Annotated in this window: 18 protein-coding genes; all 18 read left to right on the plus strand. The window is 38.1% G+C overall.

Annotated features, from left to right (window positions below; translation table 11 throughout):
- A partial coding sequence (locus KJA13_04160) for a DUF4330 family protein (protein ID MBZ9578187.1) occupies positions 1 to 672 on the plus strand: 672 nt, incomplete at its 5' end.
- Positions 673 to 679: 7 nt separating this feature from the next.
- A complete protein-coding gene (locus tag KJA13_04165; GenBank protein ID MBZ9578188.1) occupies positions 680 to 1,228 on the plus strand; it encodes a hypothetical protein in 549 nt (182 codons plus the stop codon).
- 2 nt (positions 1,229 to 1,230) lie between these two features.
- Positions 1,231 to 2,415, plus strand: a complete 1,185-nt coding sequence (locus KJA13_04170; protein MBZ9578189.1) for a glycosyltransferase family 4 protein — start codon at positions 1,231 to 1,233, stop codon at positions 2,413 to 2,415.
- Positions 2,412 to 3,383 carry a GDP-mannose 4,6-dehydratase gene (locus tag KJA13_04175; protein MBZ9578190.1) on the plus strand — a complete coding sequence of 324 codons (972 nt, stop codon included), beginning with the start codon at positions 2,412 to 2,414 and terminating at the stop codon, positions 3,381 to 3,383. Before KJA13_04170 ends, KJA13_04175 begins: the two co-directional genes overlap by 4 nt.
- A 24-nt stretch (positions 3,384 to 3,407) precedes the next feature.
- Complete coding sequence (locus KJA13_04180; GenBank protein MBZ9578191.1) at positions 3,408 to 5,189, plus strand: hypothetical protein; 1,782 nt, start codon at positions 3,408 to 3,410, stop codon at positions 5,187 to 5,189.
- Positions 5,189 to 6,421 (plus strand): O-antigen ligase family protein, encoded by a 1,233-nt coding sequence (locus KJA13_04185; GenBank protein ID MBZ9578192.1) that lies wholly within the window; start codon positions 5,189 to 5,191, stop codon positions 6,419 to 6,421. Before KJA13_04180 ends, KJA13_04185 begins: the two co-directional genes overlap by 1 nt.
- Complete coding sequence (locus KJA13_04190) at positions 6,408 to 6,959, plus strand: VanZ family protein (protein MBZ9578193.1); 552 nt, start codon at positions 6,408 to 6,410, stop codon at positions 6,957 to 6,959. The genes KJA13_04185 and KJA13_04190 overlap by 14 nt, the downstream gene beginning before the upstream one ends.
- Positions 6,947 to 8,041: a glycosyltransferase family 9 protein gene (locus tag KJA13_04195; protein MBZ9578194.1), complete on the plus strand. Its 1,095-nt coding sequence runs from the start codon at positions 6,947 to 6,949 to the stop codon at positions 8,039 to 8,041. The genes KJA13_04190 and KJA13_04195 overlap by 13 nt, the downstream gene beginning before the upstream one ends.
- Positions 8,022 to 9,143, plus strand: a complete 1,122-nt coding sequence (locus KJA13_04200; GenBank protein MBZ9578195.1) for a glycosyltransferase family 9 protein — start codon at positions 8,022 to 8,024, stop codon at positions 9,141 to 9,143. The genes KJA13_04195 and KJA13_04200 overlap by 20 nt, the downstream gene beginning before the upstream one ends.
- Complete coding sequence (locus tag KJA13_04205; protein MBZ9578196.1) at positions 9,112 to 9,987, plus strand: glycosyltransferase; 876 nt, start codon at positions 9,112 to 9,114, stop codon at positions 9,985 to 9,987. Before KJA13_04200 ends, KJA13_04205 begins: the two co-directional genes overlap by 32 nt.
- A gap of 12 nt (positions 9,988 to 9,999) precedes the next feature.
- Positions 10,000 to 10,764, plus strand: a complete 765-nt coding sequence (locus KJA13_04210) for a glycosyltransferase (protein ID MBZ9578197.1) — start codon at positions 10,000 to 10,002, stop codon at positions 10,762 to 10,764.
- Complete coding sequence (locus KJA13_04215; protein ID MBZ9578198.1) at positions 10,731 to 11,855, plus strand: glycosyltransferase family 2 protein; 1,125 nt, start codon at positions 10,731 to 10,733, stop codon at positions 11,853 to 11,855. The genes KJA13_04210 and KJA13_04215 overlap by 34 nt, the downstream gene beginning before the upstream one ends.
- A gap of 3 nt (positions 11,856 to 11,858) precedes the next feature.
- Positions 11,859 to 13,583 carry a carbamoyltransferase gene (locus KJA13_04220; protein ID MBZ9578199.1) on the plus strand — a complete coding sequence of 575 codons (1,725 nt, stop codon included), beginning with the start codon at positions 11,859 to 11,861 and terminating at the stop codon, positions 13,581 to 13,583.
- Positions 13,571 to 14,200, plus strand: a complete 630-nt coding sequence (locus tag KJA13_04225) for a hypothetical protein (protein MBZ9578200.1) — start codon at positions 13,571 to 13,573, stop codon at positions 14,198 to 14,200. Before KJA13_04220 ends, KJA13_04225 begins: the two co-directional genes overlap by 13 nt.
- Complete coding sequence (locus KJA13_04230; GenBank protein ID MBZ9578201.1) at positions 14,197 to 15,219, plus strand: glycosyltransferase family 2 protein; 1,023 nt, start codon at positions 14,197 to 14,199, stop codon at positions 15,217 to 15,219. Before KJA13_04225 ends, KJA13_04230 begins: the two co-directional genes overlap by 4 nt.
- The gene (locus KJA13_04235) at positions 15,209 to 15,973 is read left to right on the plus strand and encodes a glycosyltransferase family 2 protein (protein ID MBZ9578202.1); all 765 of its coding nucleotides are present in this window, start codon (positions 15,209 to 15,211) and stop codon (positions 15,971 to 15,973) included. Before KJA13_04230 ends, KJA13_04235 begins: the two co-directional genes overlap by 11 nt.
- Positions 15,966 to 16,733: a glycosyltransferase family 2 protein gene (locus tag KJA13_04240; protein MBZ9578203.1), complete on the plus strand. Its 768-nt coding sequence runs from the start codon at positions 15,966 to 15,968 to the stop codon at positions 16,731 to 16,733. Before KJA13_04235 ends, KJA13_04240 begins: the two co-directional genes overlap by 8 nt.
- 18 nt (positions 16,734 to 16,751) lie before the next feature.
- Positions 16,752 to 17,281, plus strand: a 530-nt coding sequence (locus KJA13_04245; protein MBZ9578204.1) for a class I SAM-dependent methyltransferase, incomplete at its 3' end; no start/stop codon positions are given.

Raw genomic sequence — 17,281 nt, forward strand, 5'->3', positions numbered from 1 at the left:
AAGTTAATCTCAGTAGGTGATTTTGAGGCGGATAAAAGCGGGGATACTATTGCCAAGGCCTTGTCTAAAGGTAAACCCGAGCCTTACAGCTACAAACTTGACTTAGGTGGCGGCAACTACGTCACTCACACCGACCCTAAAAAGAGACAAGTCTCAGCCAAGATGGAGATAATGGGTAGAATTGAGGGTAATACCTTTTATTTTAAGGACAAGAGGATAGCCCTTGAGTCAATAATTGAGTTTAATACAAATAAATATAGAATAAAAGGACTGATTATTAAACAACCTGCTCAGGTTAAGAAAATTGACAGAGAATGGGTGATATTAAAGGTAAAATTTACAAATTTGATACCCGAATTAACCAGTTGCATTAATGAGGGCGATGAGGAAAGAGATATCTCTGGAGCCTTGCTTGCTAAAGTAAGGTCTATCGTTAACAATGAGCCAACAGAGACTATGGTTTTACTTAAAGAAGGCGAGAAAGTAAATATTGCTAAATATCCTGTGAATAGAGATGTTATTTTATTGATAGAAGGTCTCTGCATCAAAACACAAAAGGGTTTGTTTTTCAAGGAAACCAGAATAAAGATAGGCAATGGTTTAGTCCTACGGACTGATGAATATGATATTGCGGGGAGGATAATTGGAATAGAAGAGATTAGAGATTTGTGATAAGAAGATGAACCGGGGTGTTGAAAACAGTATTCTTTTAAGACAATTAAGAGATTTAAAAGAGGCCTATCTGACTATGGAGGCGAAGATAAGCTCTGTCTATTTAGAGAGTCTTACTCACCGATTAATTAAGAAAATGAATGAGAGGATAAAGGTTTGTTTTAGATATAGTTTTTGGGGAAGGATTAGCGAAATAAAAGAAATAGATTCAGTCCTTTTAGATGATAGCCGAGCGCTGCGATATTTGATTAATTTTTATAAAAGATGGAGGGATAGGATAATTCGTTACTCAAAAGCCAGTTCAACGGTTAATGTAGCGGAGGATACAAGAAAACAACTTATTTTTTCTCCCGTGAAGATAATAAGTATAATTGTGATTACGGCAGTTTTGGTCAATGCGGTTCTATCTGTTATTTTGCAAAAACAGATGGGTTTATGGGGTTTCTTTATACGGGTATTGTTTTTGTCTGCAGGCGCTGCCGGGTTATCTTGCCCTGCAGGTTGGCCAACTGTTAAAAAGAGCAGCGTATTTTTAAGAAAGATGCGGATGGATTAGATGTGTCTAAGAAAATTAAGATTTTGAGGATAATTGCCAGGTTAAATATTGGCGGACCGGCGATACATACGATTTTGCTTACCGAAGGGCTGGATAAAAGTCGGTTTGAAGCCATCTTAGTTACCGGTCTGGCAGAAAAGTACGAAGGAGATATGTTTTATCTAGCTGAGGAAAAAGGAGTTGGACCAATAATTATCCCTGAGTTAGGTTGCACCTTAAATATGCGCAATGACATTATTGCTTTCTGGAAATTATTTTGTTTGATTAGAAGCGAAAGACCAGACATAATTCATACCCACACCGCCAAGGCCGGTGGCTTAGGAAGATTAGCGGGGATGTTTTACAATTTGCTTTCAGCTTTCAGCTTTCAGCCTTCAGCTCAAAAGAAGTGTACGCTGATACACACCTTCCACGGCCATGTATTGCATAGTTATTTTGGCAGAATAAAAAGTGCGCTGTTTATCCGGATAGAAAGGTTTTTGGCTATATTTACGGATAAGATTATAGCGGTCAGTGAGAATTTAAGAAAGGAGTTAGTTGAATTAAAGATAGCCGGTTCTCACAAAATTGTTACCGTTGCCTTGGGTTTAGAGCTGGAGAAGTATTTAAGGCTCGAAAATAAGGGTTCAAGAAATAGGGATTACAAATCAGTGGGCGTTATTGGGCGTTTAGTGCCGATAAAGAATCATAAGATGTTTTTAGACGCAGCCAAGCGGATTAAAGATACTTTGGGATTTAAACAGAGGGTGAAATTCTTAATAGTTGGAGACGGGCCTTTGCGGCAGGAGCTGGAAAACTATGCCAAAAGATTAGGCATAAGTGAGGATGTGTCTTTTAGGGGATGGATAAGAGATTTAGAGAAGGTATATTCTGAATTGGATATAGTGGCTTTAACCTCTTTAAACGAAGGTACCCCAGTGGCCTTAATTGAGGCCCAGGCAGCAGCACGCCCTTGCGTAGCTGCTTGCGTGGGAGGAGTAAGCGATGTAGTTAAAGAGGGAAGAAGTGGCTTTTTAGTTACCTCTCAGGATACAGAAAAGTTTGTTCAGGCTATAATTAAGTTATTGGATAATCCGGGATTGATAAAAGCAATGGGAGAATATGGCAGAGACAAGGTGAAAGATAGATTTAGTAAGGAGCGGTTAATTAAGGATATAGAGGTTTTATATGGGAAGGAGTTCTTATGAAAGTACTAATTACCGGCGGTGCAGGCTTCATTGGCTCGCATTTATGCGAAAAGTTACTTAATATGGGCGATGAGGTTACGGCTTTGGATAATTTGTCCACAGGCAGATATGAGAATGTTGTCCATCTTAAAGACAATAAAAAGTTTAATTTGGTCGTGGGTAGCGTCCTTAACGAACAATTGGTGGATAAAGTTTGCGAGAAGGCCAATATAATATTCCATCTGGCCGCGGCAGTGGGTGTAGAGTTGATAGTTAAAGAGCCGTTGGAATCTTTGACTACTAATATCAAAGGAAGCGAGATAGTTTTGGATATGGCCCAGCGTTACAATAAAAAGGTCTTGATTACTTCTACTTCCGAAATCTATGGTAAAAATACAAATGGCCCTTTAAAAGAAAACGACGATAGAATTTTAGGCTCTCCCTTAAAAAGCAGGTGGGGGTATTCCACGGCTAAAGCTGTGGATGAGATGTTGGCTTATGTGTATTGGAAAGAGAAAGGTCTGCCTACCATTATTGTTAGATTGTTTAACACAGTAGGGCCCAGGCAAACCGGGGCCTATGGAATGGTCATACCTCGTTTCGTTACCCAGGCCTTAAAGAGCGAAGCTTTAACTGTTTATGGAGATGGCTGCCAGTCCAGATGTTTTCTTCATGTTCAGGATGTGGTCGGCGCATTGGTTAAGTTAATGCAAAATCCTAAAAGCGTAGGGCAGGTTTTTAATGTGGGAAGTCAGGAAGAAATTACTATTAAAGAATTAGCTAAAAAAGTCATCCAGCTTACGCATAGTAATTCTCAGATTGTTTATATCCCTTACGATAAGGCCTATGAAGAAGGCTTTGAGGATATGCAGCGCAGAGTTCCCGATATCAGCAAAATCCAGGATTTAATCGGCTACAAGCCAACGATGAATTTGGAAGGCATACTGAAAAGTGTAATAGAGTATCATAAACAGCAAAATAAAGATTAGCTCAAAAGCTCAAAGGTTATAAAAATGGTTTATGCAATAGCATTTGCTTCAGCCTTAATATTATCTCTATCTTTAACACCGATTATAATAAAGATAACTTATAAATTTTGTTGGGTGGCCAAGCCAAATCAGCTTAGGTGGCATAAAAATGCTACTCCTCTCTTGGGTGGGATAGGCATATATATCGCTTTTCTAATTCCGCTTTTTTTCTTTATTAAAATTGATAAGACAATAGCGGGATTGTTGTTGGGGACGTCGCTTATATTCTTGATTGGTCTTATTGATGATATCCTTCATATAAAACCTCAGTTAAAATTAATTAGTCAAATTTTTGCATCCTGTATAATTTTGGCATTTGGCATAAACTTCGAAATTATTCCTATAAGATGGATAGTTTTACCTTTGACAATTTTTTGGATTGTGGGCATTACCAATGCCTTTAACCTCCTGGATAATATGGATGGTTTATCCTGTGGAGTTGCTTTTATATCCTGTGCTTTTCTTTTTGTTTATTCTTTGTTAAGCGGTATGCATACCGTAGCTTTACTCTCTATAATTCTGGCCGGGGCAAGCCTGGGATTTTTAAGATATAATTTTTATCCGGCTAAGATATTTATGGGTGATTGCGGCAGCCAATTCCTGGGAATGGCTATTGCAGTAATTGCCATAATCGGTACCGCCGGGCATATTTCCAATTTGATAGTTACCTTAGCCATTCCGGTCCTGATTCTCGGTGTGCCTATCTTTGATACCACTTTTGTTGCCCTGATACGCAGGTTTAAGGGTCAACCGGTTTCCCGAGGAGGAAGAGACCATACATCCCATCGGTTGGTGCTTTTGGGTTTATCTGAGCGCAAGACAGTTTTGCTTTTATATCTATTGAGTATTCTTTTTGGCTTGATTGCTCTACTTTATGCCCGGATAGATATAATTATTGTTTCTATTTTAGCGGCATTGGCGATTATTGTCCTTTTCTTTTTCGGTGTATTTTTAGGCGAAACAAAGATTTATTCAGATAAAGAAATAGAATCTTTAAGAAAGAGCCACTCCCAAAAAAGAAAAACAGTACTAAATACCATATTTCTCCATAAGCGTCGTATCGCTGAAGTAATAATTGACCTGGTTCTTATCTGTATTTCTTACTACACAGCATATCTGCTTCGTTTCGAAGGGAAGATATCTTCTACCAATTTTTCATTAATGATAAATTCCTTACCCTGGCTGATTATCGCAAGACTTGGTTGTTTTTATTATTTTGGACTTTATCAGGGTATCTGGCGCTATATCGGTATAAAAGACTTAGTGGCTATCTTTAAAGCAGTATCGGCAAGTTCGGTATTAACGATTCTATTTTTGACCTTCTTTTTTAGATTTCAAGAGTATTCACGCGTTGTTTTTATTATTGATTGGATATTAATACTATTTTTAGCTTCTGGAACCAGAATATTAATCAGGGTCTTACGGGAATCCTTTATTTCTTTAAGGTCGGGAGAAAAGAAGGTTCTCATTTTTGGCGCTGGCGATGCCGGAGAGATGGTCTTGCGCGAAATCCGCTATAATAAGAAATTAAATTATCATCCCGTAGGTTTTTTGGACGACAACCCAAAGAAGGCAGGTAGAAGAATTCACGGCGTTCCTGTTTTGGGAAGGCGGGATAAACTTGCGCAATTGGTTAGAGATAAAGGTGTGGAAGAGATTATTATTGCCATCCCTTCGGCAAAACAAGAGACCCTGGATAGCCTTTTCCAGGAATGTCGGAAATGCGGAGTAAAATATAAGCGAATGGGCGGCATTTTATGGGAGTGATGAATTTGAATAAAAACAGGATTGCCGATTATTGCGATAGAATTATAGAGATTTTTCTATATATATTGATTTTTTGTCTCCCATTTTCTAAGGCAATAATTGAAATATCGGCAACCTTTATTATTCTGACCTGGATAGTAAAAAAGATATTTAACTGGCGCCCGGTTTCTACGTATCTTAATATAGCCATAATTGCATACATTCTGGCCACTTTTTTATCAGTAATATTTAGCAGCAATTTTGCTTTGAGTTTGAAGAATTTTGGTAGTAAGACAATGGAGTACATATTATTATTTTTTATCGTTTCGGAGTTTGCTTGCGATAAAAGAAGGCTAAAAAATATTGTAATCGTGATGCTGGCTTCGGCGGCAATGATTGGCATAGATTGTATATTTCAATACTTTTTTGGTTTTGATTTTTTGCGCCACAGAACATTAGAGGCGGGAAGAATAACCGGGAGCTTTCAGATGCCCGGAGATTTGGCCGGATATCTTGCGCCGGTTCTTTGTTTGCCTCTGGCTCTTTACTTTTTGAAACTTAAGAAACGGCTAAAATATCTCTTAAGAATAGAATCGATGCTATTACTGAGTTTGGTGTTTATCTCACTTGTCCGGGGTGTTTGGATTGGCCTTATAGCAGGAGTCTTTTTTTTGGGCTTATTGGAGAATAAAAAGACAATATACGGTACAGCTGCCTTTTTGCTTGTTCTTATCATGATTATACCTTACTTAACAGGAACTTTTGATAATATTTTTGGCCGCCTGAAAACTATTTTCGTGCTTTCAGATACATCCAGCCTGGACAGAAAGGCAATCTGGGAAGTAGCCGTGCGGATGATAAGGGATAGGCCTTTATTTGGACACGGCTTAAGTACCTTTATGGGTAATTTTGCGAGTTTTGGCAAAGATTATTATTATTTTAAAACACAAGGATTAATTCCCTACGCCCATAATTGTTATCTCCAGATTGCTGCCGAAACAGGCATTGTCGGACTGGTGAGCTTTTTATGGCTCATAGGCACGTTTTTCATTCATACTATAATTTTTTTAAAGAAGATAAAAGATAAATTCTATCATGCAGTTTTGGCCGGCATTTCCGCTGGCATAATAGTTACTTTAGTGCACAGCGCTGTGGATACGAATCTGTATTCTCTGCAGTTATCGGTTTTGTTCTGGATTATGCTGGGATTAAATGCAGCCTTACAGCGAGACTTTGCCTTTGAAAAGGTATAAAACCGAGAAAATAAGAGACTGGGCGATTGTTTTTTCTTATGCCCTCCTTATTTATATTAGCCTGCCAATGATGCCCGGATTATGGGAAAAGTTTACAAGATATACAGGAAATTTTGCCGATTATGTTGCGCCTTTTATTTTAGGCTTTATCGGGCTTTCTGTTATTTACTATTTAATCTCTAGGCAAAAAGGTATCCGTAGTTTTATTTGGCTTTTAATTTTAGCCTCTGCTTACGCCTGGGGCTTAAGCAGGTTAGAACTTTCTATTGAGAGGGTACATTTTCTTGAATATGGCCTGCTAAGCCTTTTTGTATTCAGGGCCTTAAGGCATAATATCAGGGATAAATCTATATATCTTTGGTCAGGGATAGCTGTCTTCTGTCTCGGCTTTTTGGACGAGGGCATACAATATATATTGCCTAATCGGGTGTATGAAACAAAAGATGTAATTATAAACGGCTTTGCGGGAATCCTGGGATTGTTTTTAATCGGTTTATGTTTTCAACCTAAATTAGAAAACTTAACATGGTCAAAATAGATAAAGATAAAATCCATAAAATATTGGTAATTCGCACAGATAGAGTTGGAAAAGTCGGAAATTCCGCCCGATATTGTGGTTTAGGCGAGGCCTTACTTAATATTCCAGCAATCCGCGCGCTTAAACGAAGCTTTAATTCATCCATTGTTGTTCTGGTTAATCCTGTTGTCAAGGAATTGCTCGCAGGTAGCCCGGAAATAGACCAAATTTTAACTTTTGATGAAGACAAGTGGAATAAAAGTATATTTACAAGATTACGACTTCTGCGGCAAATACGCAAAGGAAAATATGATTTAGCCGTGGTATTCAATCCCACAAAAAGATTTCATATTCTGACATATCTTGCGGGTATTCCCCAGCGTTTAGGATATGATAGAAAATGGAGTTTTCTTTTAACTCATAAAATGGAAGATAAAAAATCCCTGGGACAAAAGCATGAAGTAGAATATAATCTCGACTTAGTGCGTAGCATTGGTGCAGATACAAACGAAAAAAATACATCCATAGCAGTAGAGAAAGAAGACACCCGGTTCGTAGAAGATTTATTATTAAAATACGCAATTAGAGATAAAGATTTGGTAATCGCCATACATCCGCATTCAAGCAATCCCGCTAAATCCTGGCCCAAAGAGAATTTTGCCTCTGTGGCTGATGAATTACATTCAAGATTCGCTGCAAAAGTAGCTATTATTGGGGGAACGCAAGAAAGAGACTCAGTTATAGAGTTGATTTCTCTAACCAAATATCCGCCAATCAATTTATCCGGAAAGTTGACACTCAAACAACTGGCTGCCTTTTTTCAAAGATGTGCTTTGGTTATCTCCAATGATAGCGGGCCGGTGCATATTGCTGCTGCTTGCCGGACGCCCACTGTAGTAGTATTTGGCCGCAATATTCCCGGCGTCAGCCCTGAACGCTGGGGCCCCTGGGGCGAAGGACATATAGTTTTACATAAAGACCCCGGATGTAGCCCTTGTCTGGATAGAGAATGCCCGTATAATTTTAGATGTTTGACTTCAATTAGTCCTGAGGAAGTTTTAAAAGCAGTAGAAAGACAATTAAATGAGAATATTAATCATTAATCCTTTTGGCATCGGCGATGTGCTTTTTTCTACTCCTTTAGTTGCTAATTTAAGAGAGGCATATCCTGAAAGTTACATCGGCTATATCTGCAATATCAGGGTAAAAGACGTCCTCTATGGCAATCCGCAGATAAATGAAATATTTGTTTTTGAGAAAGATGAATACCGAGACCTTTGGAAACAGGAAAAATTTAAATGCATTAAAAAATTCGTTTCTTTTTTTACGCAGATAAAGAAAAAAAGATTTAATGTGGCAATAGATTTATCTTTAGGCCATCAATATAATTTATTTTTCTGGATTATTGGTGTAAAAAAAAGGATTGGTTATAATTACAGAAATCGCGGGCGTTTTTTAACTCATAAGATTAATATCAGCGGTTACAATGATAAACCCATAGCCGATTACTATTTAGATTTACTGAAGTTTTTAAATATCAAATCAAAACGATTTAATTTAAGGATGAGTATTCCTGTTAGAGATAAAAACTGGGCTGATGACTTTTTCAAAAATAACGACTTAAAGGGAGGCGATTTAATTGTAGGCATCATTCCTGCAGGAGGAGCCAGCTGGGGAAAGGATTTCTCTTATCGCCATTGGCCATGGGAAAATTACGCAAAACTGGCTGATAGATTAATTGTTGAGTTAAACGCTAAGATTATAATTTTTGGTGATTCTTCAGAAGAGGATATTTGCCGGCGAGTTCAAGATGCTATGCAGGGAAAAGCTATCAGCGCTTGCGGGAAGACATTCCTGAAGCAATTCGCTGCCTTGCTCGGTAAATGTAATTTGGTAGTTTGCAATGATGGGGGGCCTTTACATGTAGCGGTCAGCCAGAATGTGTTCACAGTTTCTGTCTTTGGCCCGGTAGATGAGAGGGTATATGGGCCGTATCCTCCGGGACCAGAACATATCGTAGTTAGTAAAGCTATAAATTGCCGCCCTTGCTACAGAAGATTCAAACTTCCAGCTTGCACCCGCAATCGCCGGTGCATTAGAGATATTTCTGCGCAAGAGGTATTTGATGTTATCAAGTCCAAATTCCATGAACAAAATAATGGAGAGTTGAAAATTGGCGACGTTAAAAATAGCGCTGATATTTAATTGTGAGGCAAAGGGCGGAACCGGCGACTATTTTCAACAGGCCCTCGAAAAATCGCCGCACAGAATAGACCATTATTGGACCCAAGGTTCTGAAAGCATAAGAGCCGATTATGACCTTTATTTGCGCATAGACCACGGCGATTACAAATACGATTTACCGCGATATTTAAGGCCGCAAGTCTTTCTGGCTATCGATACACATCTTAAAAAACCGTTCAAGAAAATAGTTAAACAGGCAAGACACTATGATTTTGTGATCTGTGCTCAGAAAAGGAGCATAAAAGCGTTAAAGTGGAGGGGTATTTCGGCTGAATGGCTTCCGTTAGGATGCGATCCAGAGATTCATAAAAGATTGGATGTTCCCAAAAGATATGATATTGGTTTTGTGGGAACAGAAGCAAAAAAAACTTTGCGTAAGACTTTGTTAAGAGAGTTGGGCAAGCGGTATCCCAGAAGTTTCCTGGGGAAAGCCCCCTTTACAGAAATGAGCCAGATTTATAGCGCTTCTAAAATAGGTTTTAATTATTCTATTAGAAATGATATAAATATGAGGATGTTTGAAGTAATGAGCTGCGGCGCATTGTTGATAACCAACCGGATTAAAGGAAACGGTTTTAGTGAACTATTTGAAAATGGTAAACATTTGCTTACTTACAGAAACCAAGGGGAACTATTCAGGCTTATAGATTACTATCTCACTCATGAGGGAGAGCGCGAAGAGATAGCCAGAAATGGCCATCAACTAGTTACCAGAGAACATACCTATGAAATACGTCTTGCTAACATGCTTGATTATATAAAAGAAAAACTTGCGGATAATTATCCAAAGCTGGCCAATTTATAAAGGAAGAAAATAATGACTGGCGATATTATAATTCCCGTGTGCAACATGCTCCCCTATAGTAAACTTTGCCTTGAGAAACTTCTTGAGAATACACAGATGCATTTCAATCTTATTATTATAGATAACGGCTCTAGTGATGGAACGCAGCAGTTTTTTTCAGAATTCAAGTCTCCTAAACTCCATCTGCGATATATAAGAAACGATAGGAATCTGGGGCCAATCTATGGGTATAATCAGGGCATTAGAGTATGCAAGTCCGATTACATATGTATTATGCATAATGATGTATTGATTTTTGAAAAAGATTGGCTTGGAAAAATTATAAATATTATGGATTCAAATAAAGACATTGGTATAGCAGGACTTGCTGGTAGAAAGAGGATAAACAAAAAAGGGCTGGTTGGTGAATCCTCTTTGGTCCATAATCTGCAAAACGAAGATCTAAATAACCCCATGCAGAGAGGTATTGAAGATGTGGCTGTGATAGATGGGCTCTGCTTTGTTGTAAGGCGAATCATCTTTGAAGAAACAGATGGTTTAGATGAAAATTATGGTTACATGCATTGTTATGATTTGGATATCTCTTTAGCCTCATTGAACTTGGGGTATAGAAATGTTGTTGTAAATATAGAAGCGATGCATCTGTCAAATGGCGGCGTTACGCGAAGATCTAAAAACTATAAAGAACTTGTCCCGGACGATTACGAGTTATTAAATGTAAATTACAAAAAATTCAGAGAAAAGTGGAAAAAATTATTGCCTATAAACATACCATGAGTTGCGATATTGTTGTTCCTATTTGGAATCAGTTAAGGCATACAAAAGAATGCTTGAGTTCTCTGTTTAAATCTACATCTTTTCCCTTTAGATTGATTATAGTTGATAACGCCAGCGATGCCCGCACAGCGCAATATTTAGATAGCGTTAAAGAAAAAAGCCCTGAGCAGGTTAGTTTAATCAGGAATAGTGAGAATCTGGGCTGGGTTAAAGCAGTCAATCAAGGTCTCTTCCATTCGGATTCTTCATATCTATGTGTTATGAATAACGATACCGTGGTATATCCGGGATGGCTCTCTGAAATGATTGGTGCTGCAGAAAAGGACGAATTAACCGGCATAGTTAATCCTTTGTGGGAACTACCAAAGCGATATAGAGGAACGCGGGAGGATTATTTTAGTAAGATAGTTACTCAACAGCGCGGAAACTTCATAGAAACAGATTGGGCAAGGGGATTTTGTCTTCTTATAAAAAGAAAAGTAATAAATAAAGTTGGAGGGTTGGATGAGACTTTTTCGCCTGGTTATTACGATGACTGGGATTATTCGGCCAGAGCCATAAAGGCAGGATTTAGATGCGTAAGGGCAAAGGGAGCGTTTGTCTGGCATTATAAGAGCACAACCTACCCTGAAGTCTTAGGGACATCAGGCGCCGACACTCTTTTTCAGAATAAAGGGAAAATTTTTTATAAGCGATGGGGCAGGCCTTTAAGAATTCTCTTAATCATCGATTCTTTCTTGAATGGAGATCTTCCTTTGCTAAAAAACTTTGGATTGTTATTGTTAAGAAACCAGAATAAATTATTTGTTATAAGCAACCAAAAAGGATTAGATATAGAACATACAAATTGCATAATGAAATATTCCACAAACTCTATGTTGAGGATGAGGTCTGTATTAAATATAGTAGATAACTTTAGACACACTTCGTGCAAACGGTATAGTTCTATCCTTTGTTCATCTAAAATTAGTCAATTTCTTAGGAAGTTCCCCTTTATAAGAAATAATTATTTAATTAAAGAACTCCAGACTTGTTTAAAAAACGAAAAAGATTTAATAAAAGACTTAGCTGATTTGAAAAAATATGAGTGAAATATGAAAATTTTAGGAATTGCAGCCCCTTTTGGCCATGATTCCTCTGCTGCCTTGGTTATTGATGGGAAAATAGTTGCTGCCGCAGAAGAAGAAAGGTTTACAAGAAAAAAACACGCCCAGGGCCAGAGGCCGGTAAACGCAGTTAATTTTTGTCTAAAGCAGGCACGGCTTAAACCTTCCGATATAGATTATATTGCTTATCCGTGGTCTGCGGAAGCATTAAAAAGGAAACGAAGGGAATATTTCGCGCGCACTCTATTTAGCCATCCCTCCCGGGCTTATAAAAAGTTCTTTTGTAATGGAAAAGAGTTAAAAGATCAATTACGCTTTATACGCGATACGTTAAAACAATGCGGTTTTGGTTTAAATAACCTTAAAATAAAATGGGTAGAGCACCATCTTGCGCACGGGGCTTCCAGTTTCTTTTTGTCTGGGTTTGAGGAAGCGGCTATTTTATCTATTGACAGCGGAGGGGAAATAACTTCAACTCTTTTAGGTCATGCCGAAAATAAAACAATAAAAATAATTAAAGAGGTTGTCGCGCCCGATTCCTTAGGGAATCTTTATGCTACTATGACTGACTATTTAGGCTTTCGCAGGGAAAACGGCGAATATAAGGTTATGGGGATGGCTGCTTATGGAGACCCTGAGAGGATAAATTTTGACCATATCATCTGGTGGAATGATAAGAAGAAATCCTATAGATGTAACGACGATTATATTTGGGTAAGAAGAAAAAAGAGATTTCGGCTGGAAAAGGTGTATTCCAAAAAGATGGTTGAAGAATTCGGGTCTGAACGCACCGGAGACGGTTTATCCGAACCCTATATCCATATTGCCGCCGTTACTCAGAAGAAATTGGAAGAAATGACTTTAAGGTTAATAGATGCCTATTTAAAAGAGAATTTGGCAGGACACAAGACGCTTTGTTTTTCTGGAGGATGCGCCTTAAATGTTGCATTAAATAGAATTTTATTAGAGCATCCTTATATAAAAGATCTATGGGTGCAGCCGGCTTCTAATGATGCAGGGACTTCTCTGGGGGCTGCAGTCTATGCAGCCGCTCAATTAGGTGAAAGAATCGAACCAATGAAGCATGTTTATTTAGGCCCAGAGTACAGCGATAAAGAAATAGAAGCAGAAATTAGAAAATTCAAGTTCCCTTTCAATTATGAGAATAATATTTGTGAGGTTGTCGCAAAATTATTATGCAAAGGAAATATAGTAGGATGGTTCCAGGGCAAAATGGAGTGGGGCCCGCGCGCTTTAGGAAATAGAAGCATTCTGGGAAATCCTGCCATAAAAGGCACGGCAGATAAAATAAACGCCCTTATTAAATTTAGAGAGAAATGGCGCCCTTTTTGTCCGTCTATTCTTAAAGAGTTTGCCTCTGAGATTCTTAATTCAAATCATTCTGCGCCCTTTATGACCATAGCCTTTAAAATTAATGGGAATTGGCGAGATAGAATTCCTGAGGTCGTTCATGTTAATGGAACCTGCAGGCCCCAGGTAGTAGAGAAAGAAATAAATCCTAAGTTTTATAAAATAATAGAAAACTTTTATCGCAAGACAGGCGTGCCGGCCGTAATAAATACTTCTCTTAATAGAAGAGGAGAGCCTATAGTATGCACTCCTGAAGATGCTTTAGTGATGTTTAAAGGTAGCGGCTTGAGATATCTTGCTATAGGAAGTTTTTTACTAAAAAAGAAAAGATGGCAAAATTAAAAAAGTTTTTTAAACAGACAAGCAGGCGCTGGACATGGGTTCTGTATAGAAGAAAAAATATTCTCAAGAAGCGGATTGACGATTTTCTTAAGGAGGATGTAAAATTTCATATTGGTTGCGGTGATAAAAAATTACAAGGATATGTTAACATAGATGTTGTCCCGACAGAAGGCTCAGATTTAATAATGGATATTCCAAAAGAGTTATATCTTATTTCTTCTAATATTGCTTCAGAGATTAGACTGGAAAGCGTTTTTGAACATTTTTATAGGTATGATCAACATATGATTTTGCAGCACTTCCATAGAATTTTGAAAAAAGAAGGGACTCTGATTATTAAATGGCTTCCGGATTTTGATGCAATAATTGAGGCTTACCATAAAAAGGAAGCAGATATTATAGGCAAAGAATTTGATTTATTCAATGTTTACAGGCTTACTCACGGAGACCCTACTGCAAAAAATTCGCCATATCAATTGCACAAAGATATTTTTACAAAAAATTCCATAAGGTATTTATTGGAAGAGCACAAGTTTTATGTTAAAAAATTAGAGAATGAAGCTTTTTCCGGAGAGAAATTGGCTACATCTATTAATATAACTGCTATTAAAAAATGAAAAGCGATATTATAATCCCTGTTTGGAACCAGTTAGAATTGACAAAAGAATGCATAAAGAATATTACCAAAAATACATTATATCCTTATACTTTGATTGTTATCGATAACGGAAGTGACATTGAGACTAAAAAGTATCTTGAGAATTTAAAGAAAAATAAGAATTTGGACTTAGTTTTGGTTGGAAATGAAAATAATCTGGGATTTATTAAGGCCGTTAATCAGGGAATAAAACGCTCTACGGCTCCTTATGTCTGCCTTCTAAATAATGATACTCAAGTTGCTGAAGGCTGGCTGGCGGAAATGGTCAAAGTAGCAGAGGCAAGAGACGATATAGGTATAGTTAATCCAAATAGCAATACATTAGGATGGAAGCCGAAGAAGAGACAATCGTTAGAAGTAGTTGCTCAAGAATTAGAATCTTATTCGGGAGAGTATTCCAGGCTGCCCTGGGCAAGCGGTTTCTGTATGCTTATTAAACGCAAAGTTATTCAAGAAGTTGGGCTTTTTGATGAAATATACGGTATGGGGACTTTTGAAGACGCCGATTTTAGTAAAAGGGCGCAGCGAGCAGGGTTTCTTTCTGTTTGCGCAAAGGCAGCTTACGTTTATCATCGCGAAAGACGTTCATTTATGAAATTTAAGAAATTTGACCGCGACTTTGAGCGCAACCGGCAAATCTTTTTCTCTAAATGGGGAAGGATAGAGCGCATCCTTTATATTTTAACTAAACATAATCCGGCATATACAGAGAAAATAAACGCAGAGGCCGTAAAATTGGCTTGCCAGGGAAATATTATCTGGATTTTTTTAAAAGGTAAAGATAGGCAAAAGATTAATGAACACTCTAATGTTTATATCTATAATTTACCAAGGTCTTTCTTTAGTTTAGTCAGTATTTGGCGAATCCTGAAACGCAAAAAGAAATTTGACAGGATATATGCGGATGATGAAGATTATGCAAAAAGGTTGGACAATTTTAAGCTCTTTCACAAAGCAGAGGTAGTCTATGCGCAATAAAATTCCCCTATCTGTTGTGGTTATTACCAGGAATGAAGAAGTAAATATTAAAGAATGCCTGGAATCGGTTAACTGGGCGGATGAACTTATTGTAGTTGATGATAATAGCAGAGATAGGACAGTAGAGATTGCCCAGAACTATACGGATAGAATCTTTCAAAAAAAGATGGATATCGAAGGCAGGCATCGCAACTGGGCCTATGGCCAGGCGCGCAATAGCTGGGTATTAAGTTTAGATGCTGACGAGAGGGTAACACCGAAATTAAAAGAGGAAATAGCTGAGGTAATAAGTAATCCCGGTGAGTTCAAAGGTTTTTCTATTCCCCGCAGAAATTATATTGGAAATTATTGGGTTAAGCATGGCGGTTGGTACCCTAGCGCACAATTAAAGTTGTTTGAAAAGCAAGATTTCCGCTGGGAAGAAGTTGAGGTCCATCCCCGCGCATTCTTAAACGGCACTTGCGGAAAGCTGAATAGCGATATAATCCATTATTCTTATAAAAACTTTGATGATTTCCTGAATAAAATGAACAGACAAACTACCCTTGAGGCAATTAAATGGGTTAAAGATAAAAGACGGATGGGTTTGGGACGCGCCCTCTGGCGCACATACGACCGTTTTATGCGCACCTTCTTCCGTAAAAAGGCGTACAAAGATGGATTTACAGGTTTTATGGTCTCTATCTTTGCCGGTCTTTATCAACTCTTAAGTTATGCTAAATATTGGGAATTAAAAAGGACGGGCAATGTCTAAAGAGACGCTTTCCGTAGTTATTATTACTAAAAATGAAGAAGACAAGATTGCCCCTTGTTTAGAGAGCGTAAAATGGGCCAATGAGATTGTTGTCGTTGATGATTTAAGCGAAGACTGCACAGTAGAGATTTGCCAAAAATACGGCGCCGGAGTAATTTCTCACAAGTCCGAAGGGAACTTTGACCGCCAGCGCAATATCGGCATAGACAATGCCGGCGGTGATTGGATATTGCAGATGGATGCGGACGAAATAGTTAGTGAAGGATTAAGACAGGGCATTCAAAAGGTGCTCGCAGATAATTCAGATTGTGCCGGCTATAAGTTTAAGCGAAAGAATTATTTCTTAGGCAAACCTCTTTTGTATGGCGGGTGGTATCATGATTTTTTGAGAATGTTTAGAAAAAGCGCTGGTAAATATGTGGGAGCCAGTGTGCATGAACTTGTAGATGTGCAGGGGAAGATAGGATACATAAATGCGGATATGGAACATTATGTATCTCAAAGTATCAGCCAATTTGCTGAAAGGCAGAATTATTATACATCAGTAGAAGCAAAAAGACTATTGAGAGAACACGGATTAGTGAATAATAAAGAAATAAGATACCACCTGACTATAAAACCTTTAAAGCTGTTCTGGAAAACATATGTTAAAAAACAGGGCTTTCGCGACGGTGTGCACGGCCTTATCTATTGTATTTTTGATTCATACATTCACTTTTTGAAATGGGCAAAGTATTGGGAGCTAATAAGACAAAAATAAGTCGAAGCTGAATTTTCAATGGATGTCAAATACGAAACAATATTGCATTGCGACTTTTGCGGCAGTTCCGAGGCTAAACTGATTGATAGAAAAGGACATATACTGCAATGCAGGAAGTGTGGATTAAAGTTTGTTACTCCCCGTCCAACCCCAAAAGAGATTTCTAAAATTTATGATTGGAATTATAGAAATTGCCCTGGTTGGGGAAAGATAAAGCCAGAAGCACAACTGATGCACGAAAAAAGATTTATTTTTTTGGAGAAATTTATTCAGCGAGAAAAAATCTTAGATGTAGGAGCGGGTCGGGGTGAATTTTTATCTATAGCCAAAAGGACAGGCAGATGGCAGTGTTTTGGCACAGAGACTTCACAATATGCAGTCGAATTTGCAAAAGATGAATTTGATATAGCGCTTTCTGTTGGGCAACTTGAAAATTTAGACTATCGGGAAAATTTCTTTGATGCGGTTTGTCTTTGGCATGTGCTGGAACATTTGCCTTATCCTTCAAGGGCAATAAAAGAGGCAAAGCGGATTTTAAAAGATAATGG

Source organism: Patescibacteria group bacterium, assembly GCA_020148045.1.
Taxonomy (GTDB): domain Bacteria; phylum Patescibacteriota; class Minisyncoccia; order Minisyncoccales; family GWA2-38-27; genus JAHCRG01.

Bases quoted from the DNA above. Each gene is read 5' to 3' on its own strand.
- KJA13_04165 (MBZ9578188.1), top strand. From the start codon at position 680: ATGAACCGGGGTGTTGAAAACAGTATTCTTTTAAGACAATTAAGAGAT.
- KJA13_04175 (MBZ9578190.1), top strand. From the start codon at position 2,412: ATGAAAGTACTAATTACCGGCGGTGCAGGCTTCATTGGCTCGCATTTA.
- KJA13_04180 (MBZ9578191.1), top strand. From the start codon at position 3,408: ATGGTTTATGCAATAGCATTTGCTTCAGCCTTAATATTATCTCTATCT.
- KJA13_04185 (MBZ9578192.1), top strand. From the start codon at position 5,189: ATGAATTTGAATAAAAACAGGATTGCCGATTATTGCGATAGAATTATA.
- KJA13_04195 (MBZ9578194.1), top strand. From the start codon at position 6,947: ATGGTCAAAATAGATAAAGATAAAATCCATAAAATATTGGTAATTCGC.
- KJA13_04200 (MBZ9578195.1), top strand. From the start codon at position 8,022: ATGAGAATATTAATCATTAATCCTTTTGGCATCGGCGATGTGCTTTTT.
- KJA13_04210 (MBZ9578197.1), top strand. From the start codon at position 10,000: ATGACTGGCGATATTATAATTCCCGTGTGCAACATGCTCCCCTATAGT.
- KJA13_04220 (MBZ9578199.1), top strand. From the start codon at position 11,859: ATGAAAATTTTAGGAATTGCAGCCCCTTTTGGCCATGATTCCTCTGCT.
- KJA13_04225 (MBZ9578200.1), top strand. From the start codon at position 13,571: ATGGCAAAATTAAAAAAGTTTTTTAAACAGACAAGCAGGCGCTGGACA.
- KJA13_04230 (MBZ9578201.1), top strand. From the start codon at position 14,197: ATGAAAAGCGATATTATAATCCCTGTTTGGAACCAGTTAGAATTGACA.
- KJA13_04235 (MBZ9578202.1), top strand. From the start codon at position 15,209: ATGCGCAATAAAATTCCCCTATCTGTTGTGGTTATTACCAGGAATGAA.
- KJA13_04240 (MBZ9578203.1), top strand. From the start codon at position 15,966: ATGTCTAAAGAGACGCTTTCCGTAGTTATTATTACTAAAAATGAAGAA.